Below are 4,006 nucleotides of genomic sequence, written 5' to 3' on the forward strand. Positions count from 1 at the left end.
TCTATGATAAATGCCATTTCATAGTATTCATGGAGGGATTTAAGAATTTTTTTGGTGAAAAAGGTCTTGCCAGAACCTGTTTCTCCAGTTATTATCATATTATATGACTGGTAATTAAACGGGTTAAAGTAAAATTTTTTATTATTTATGGAATTTATTGCAATTGCAGGGCATGATTTCTCATATTCAGAAAATGAGAGAGGCACCATACTGGAAAAACATTTTGACCCTATCAAATATTTATATCCATTTACATATAATTTTCTGAGGTTATAATTCCTGTATTTTAAATGATCTGAAATCTTGAATTCCAGCCCCATTGATTTTAGATGCTTAACGGTATTATCGGTGTTATTTTTCAGGTCAACCGGGTGTTCCGATTCTATTATTAAGGTCATATACATATCAAAAATTTTTTTAGAATCCTGCATATTTTTAATTGAATTTATCTGGTCCTTAATATTTACAGTCCTTGTGGATTTATTTCTGAATTCTGAAATTCTTTCGGCAAGCATCCTTTTTAATCTCACATCCTTATTTTTTATCGATTTTAGATTCAATACCGCTATGCAGGGGAAACTAAAACTATCAATAAGGAGGTTATATAGAAAATCCTGATCATAATTCGCATCATGTAGATCAAGAAGTGAGGCAAAATAATCATTGGTTTTTAAGAACGATTTAAAAAACCTTTCAGTTGTCAAAAATAAAATCCTGCTAATTTCTTCATGGTTATAAACCTGATTTTTAATTATTAATTTATTCTTTAATATAAACTCAGAATCATTTTTAATAATATCAATAATCCCTGATGAAATTATTAAAAAGGTTTTATAAAAATATGACCCATCTGCATATTTAACAGGCCTGGATATTATTGTTAATTCGGAATCAATATTCTCTATAAGTCCCTGAAATGATCCCATTATCCTGTTTTTATTTAAATTCATATAATAATTTCCGGTGTTTAATTCAAATGCTGAAATAAATTCTTTATCATTTAAAAAAATCCCATCATCATTTGTTTGATTAATACTGCTGGTTTTATAATTGATACTCTCTCTAAACGAATTATAAAATACCCAAATGTCTGTTTTATGGCCAAGAAAAATATACAGGTATATTATCAGAAAAATAAAAGGTATGTATATATTTATTTTAATTAAAACCGCGAATAAAGTAATTCCTATTATAATTACTAAAAAATTTTTGATAGAGATTCCAAAAACATACGGGGTATAATTATATGTATTTACAGGTATTTTAATTAACATCACCCTTACTTAATTTAACAGTATTTATATGCAAGGTAAGGCATGCTTAAACAATATTTAAGTCTTGAGTGGTATAATTAACCTAAAACCTGTTTAAGCCTTAAGAGTTTAATTCCCTGCCTAATTATTTATTAAATTGCGGATTATATAATATATGAGTTTATCAGGATTTTTTTAATAAATATTTTTAATATATGTGGCATAAAGATTTTAATGAGAATGTGGATGGTTAATCCAAAATATATGTGCAGCAGCCATCTGCTGGGAGAGCATAATGAAATACATATGGCCGTTGGATATTTAAGGGAAGGAAATCATTTGGGAAGGTACGCATCTGAAAAGCTCATACAGGTTAATACAATGTTATCAAGGCATAATCAACTTGTGGAGGAGATGCTATCACGCGGGTATAAACATAATAGCCCCCTAATTTTTGACCCCACGGAGATTGCAGGCCATTTATTTGAATGGGAACTGTCAGTGGTAATTGACCCAAAATATTCACTAAATATTCTAATGGGGCGCTGCAGTGGCTGCCGTGAGAGGTATCTGCAAAACATTGGTAGAATAGATCTTAGGGAAAAATGGGAGTATGCCATTCATAAGCAGCCAAATATTAATAACTCATCTGAAAAACCCAAAAGATATCAGGTGGAAAATGCCATGCAGCTTTTGGATGATATTCTTTAGGCAGTCCTTAAACAAAACATTAATTGTAAAAATTAACAATTAAATATTGCTGGTATGCCGGGATCGGGGATTGAACCCGAGGCCTTCGGATATCTCAGCATATGCTTATGAGTCCGACGCTCTGCCAACTGAGCCATCCCGGCATCTTTTTTTTAATTCTCCACTTCCTACTCAACAGGTGTTTCATTTAAAACGGTCTGTTCAGATTTGCCCTCAACCTCTGAGCGGCGTATTTCTATTTTTTTAATTGGATATATATCCTTTAATGCATCACTTATATCATTGTATATATCATCGCCGATTAAGTAGAGTGCAAGCTCGGAAAGTTTCATATTTGCAGCCCTGTCACTAATGTATGATACAACTGTGGCCCTAACCTCGGCCCTTTTTGTTCCGGTTAACTTATTATCTGCAACAAGAACTATCTTTACAACGATTTTATACAAATCCTTTGTTGTTACTGCTGTTATAATATCTATTCTTTCCCTTCTTCTCCTTACCATCCTCCTTATTGCATCGTCGCTTACTTTGTGTCCTATGAATACTGTTGAGCATTTTTTACCAATACAGTTATCTATCTTGAAAAGCACCATGGATGATGATTTCTTAAAATTTCCAGTAAATTCTGATACAGGAACGGCCACAGTTCTATTTATTATATATCTTGGATCAGAACCGGGCGTTAATGCAATTTCCTTCTCACCAAAATATGAAGGTGCAACTACCGTATACCATGATTTTTCCTTCCATTTATCCTTTGTGTTAACCTTTCTTTTATCAACCATTTAATCCCCCGTTCACATTCACATTTGAATTTGATTATCCTATAGTGAAATACCTTATTGTTTATAAATTTATAATGTTTTCGTAAAAAGAAATGTAATTAATTATTTGTTTGAAAATATTGGTCTAAACAAAGAGGTGTTCATAAGGCATTAAGAAATCTAAATTACTGGGGAATTTCGGTTATGAAGCATACCCATAAAAAAGAAATATTTAAATATTTTAGCATAATACTAATTTATGGATATAACAAAAAAGGAAAGGGATTGTATTGTAGTTATTCACGATAATAGCAAACCTTTACCCTTAAGGCTTTCTGATGTGGCAGGTCTGATGAATATAAAACCACCCACAGCACATGAATTAATTAACAGGTTATTATCCAAAAACATAATTAAAAAGGAAAGGGGAATGATAACACTTACAGACTATGGGAATGAGATTTATAGTGAGATAATGATGGCCCATAGAACCCTTGAAATAATTTTAACAAGAAGCGGTGTTAACAGTGATAAGGCCTGCACACAGGTTGAAAAGGTAGATTATCTAATGGACACATCATCAATAGAAAAACTGCTTCAGACAATAGGGAATCCTGATAAATGCCCCCATGGAAAGCCGGTCCATGCAGTTTAAGATTTAAATATTTTTTTTATTCTGTCTGTAATAAGCAATGACCCTATTGAAAGGGGCTTTTTTCTTTTAACGTCTATAAATGACATGGATGCATATCTTATATCAATGCCAAAACTCTCCTCCTCATTAAGGTCAAGGTAATAACATATGGCGCATCTTATGGGAAATGCATGGCTGACTATTATGTACCTTCCATCATAGGAATTAATAAGGTCTATCATCCTTTCCATTTGGGACTGGAAGGACTCCATCCCAAGCTCCTCCCTTTTTTTATTTGGTATCTCTATTATCCTTTTTCCATCATAAACACCAAAATCCGATTCTATTGCCCTGTTATCAACAGTAATATCAAGGTTAACATAGGATGCCAGTATTTTTGATGTCTGAACCGCCCTCAGAACCGGACTTGATATTATACCTGTAAATTTCAAATTTTTAAGCTGCTCACCGGTGAATCGCGCCATTTCCTCCCCGGTCTCAGTTAACCCATATTTATTAAGGTCCCTTGAGAGTATGCCGGTTCTATTCGTATAGCTTTCGCCGTGCCTGATTAAAACAGCATAATCCATCCATGGAATATATATAATTAGTTTATAGTTTTTATTAAATTTTTTAAATATATG

5 protein-coding genes and 1 tRNA gene are annotated in these 4,006 nt (G+C 32.6%); 2 read left to right on the forward strand and 4 right to left on the reverse strand.

The window, feature by feature from the left end:
• The coding region (locus AOG54_RS01430) for an ATPase/DNA packaging protein (protein WP_156324158.1) at positions 1 to 1,274 on the reverse strand (1,274 nt) is incomplete at its 3' end.
• A gap of 213 nt (positions 1,275 to 1,487) precedes the next feature.
• On the opposite strand from AOG54_RS01430, the gene AOG54_RS01435 reads away from it, so the two are divergent.
• Entirely contained in the window at positions 1,488 to 1,964 is a 477-nt protein-coding gene (locus AOG54_RS01435) for a pyrimidine dimer DNA glycosylase/endonuclease V (protein WP_052656728.1), read from the forward strand.
• Between the two features lie 55 nt (positions 1,965 to 2,019).
• Here AOG54_RS01435 and AOG54_RS01440 read toward each other — a convergent pair.
• Both AOG54_RS01440 and AOG54_RS01445 read right to left on the reverse strand, forming a co-directional pair.
• A tRNA-Met gene (locus AOG54_RS01440) sits at positions 2,020 to 2,107 on the reverse strand.
• A gap of 24 nt (positions 2,108 to 2,131) precedes the next feature.
• Positions 2,132 to 2,749, reverse strand: coding sequence for a 30S ribosomal protein S3ae (locus tag AOG54_RS01445; RefSeq protein ID WP_055032310.1), 618 nt, complete (start codon positions 2,747 to 2,749; stop codon positions 2,132 to 2,134).
• A gap of 238 nt (positions 2,750 to 2,987) precedes the next feature.
• On the opposite strand from AOG54_RS01445, the gene AOG54_RS01450 reads away from it, so the two are divergent.
• The gene (locus AOG54_RS01450; RefSeq protein WP_048101418.1) at positions 2,988 to 3,383 is read left to right on the forward strand and encodes a metal-dependent transcriptional regulator; all 396 of its coding nucleotides are present in this window, start codon (positions 2,988 to 2,990) and stop codon (positions 3,381 to 3,383) included.
• On the opposite strand, the gene AOG54_RS01455 is transcribed toward AOG54_RS01450, so the two are convergent.
• A partial coding sequence (locus AOG54_RS01455) for a 2,3-diphosphoglycerate-dependent phosphoglycerate mutase (protein ID WP_236692429.1) occupies positions 3,380 to 4,006 on the reverse strand: 627 nt, incomplete at its 5' end. The two genes, AOG54_RS01450 and AOG54_RS01455, sit on opposite strands and share 4 nt — an antisense overlap.

Origin of the sequence: Acidiplasma aeolicum, from assembly GCF_001402945.1 — an archaeon.
Lineage (GTDB): Archaea > Thermoplasmatota > Thermoplasmata > Thermoplasmatales > Thermoplasmataceae > Acidiplasma > Acidiplasma aeolicum.

Coding starts and splice junctions, on each gene's coding strand:
- AOG54_RS01435 (WP_052656728.1), top strand. CDS start 1,488: ATGAGAATGTGGATGGTTAATCCAAAATATATGTGCAGCAGCCATCTG.
- AOG54_RS01445 (WP_055032310.1), bottom strand. CDS start 2,749: ATGGTTGATAAAAGAAAGGTTAACACAAAGGATAAATGGAAGGAAAAA.
- AOG54_RS01450 (WP_048101418.1), top strand. CDS start 2,988: ATGGATATAACAAAAAAGGAAAGGGATTGTATTGTAGTTATTCACGAT.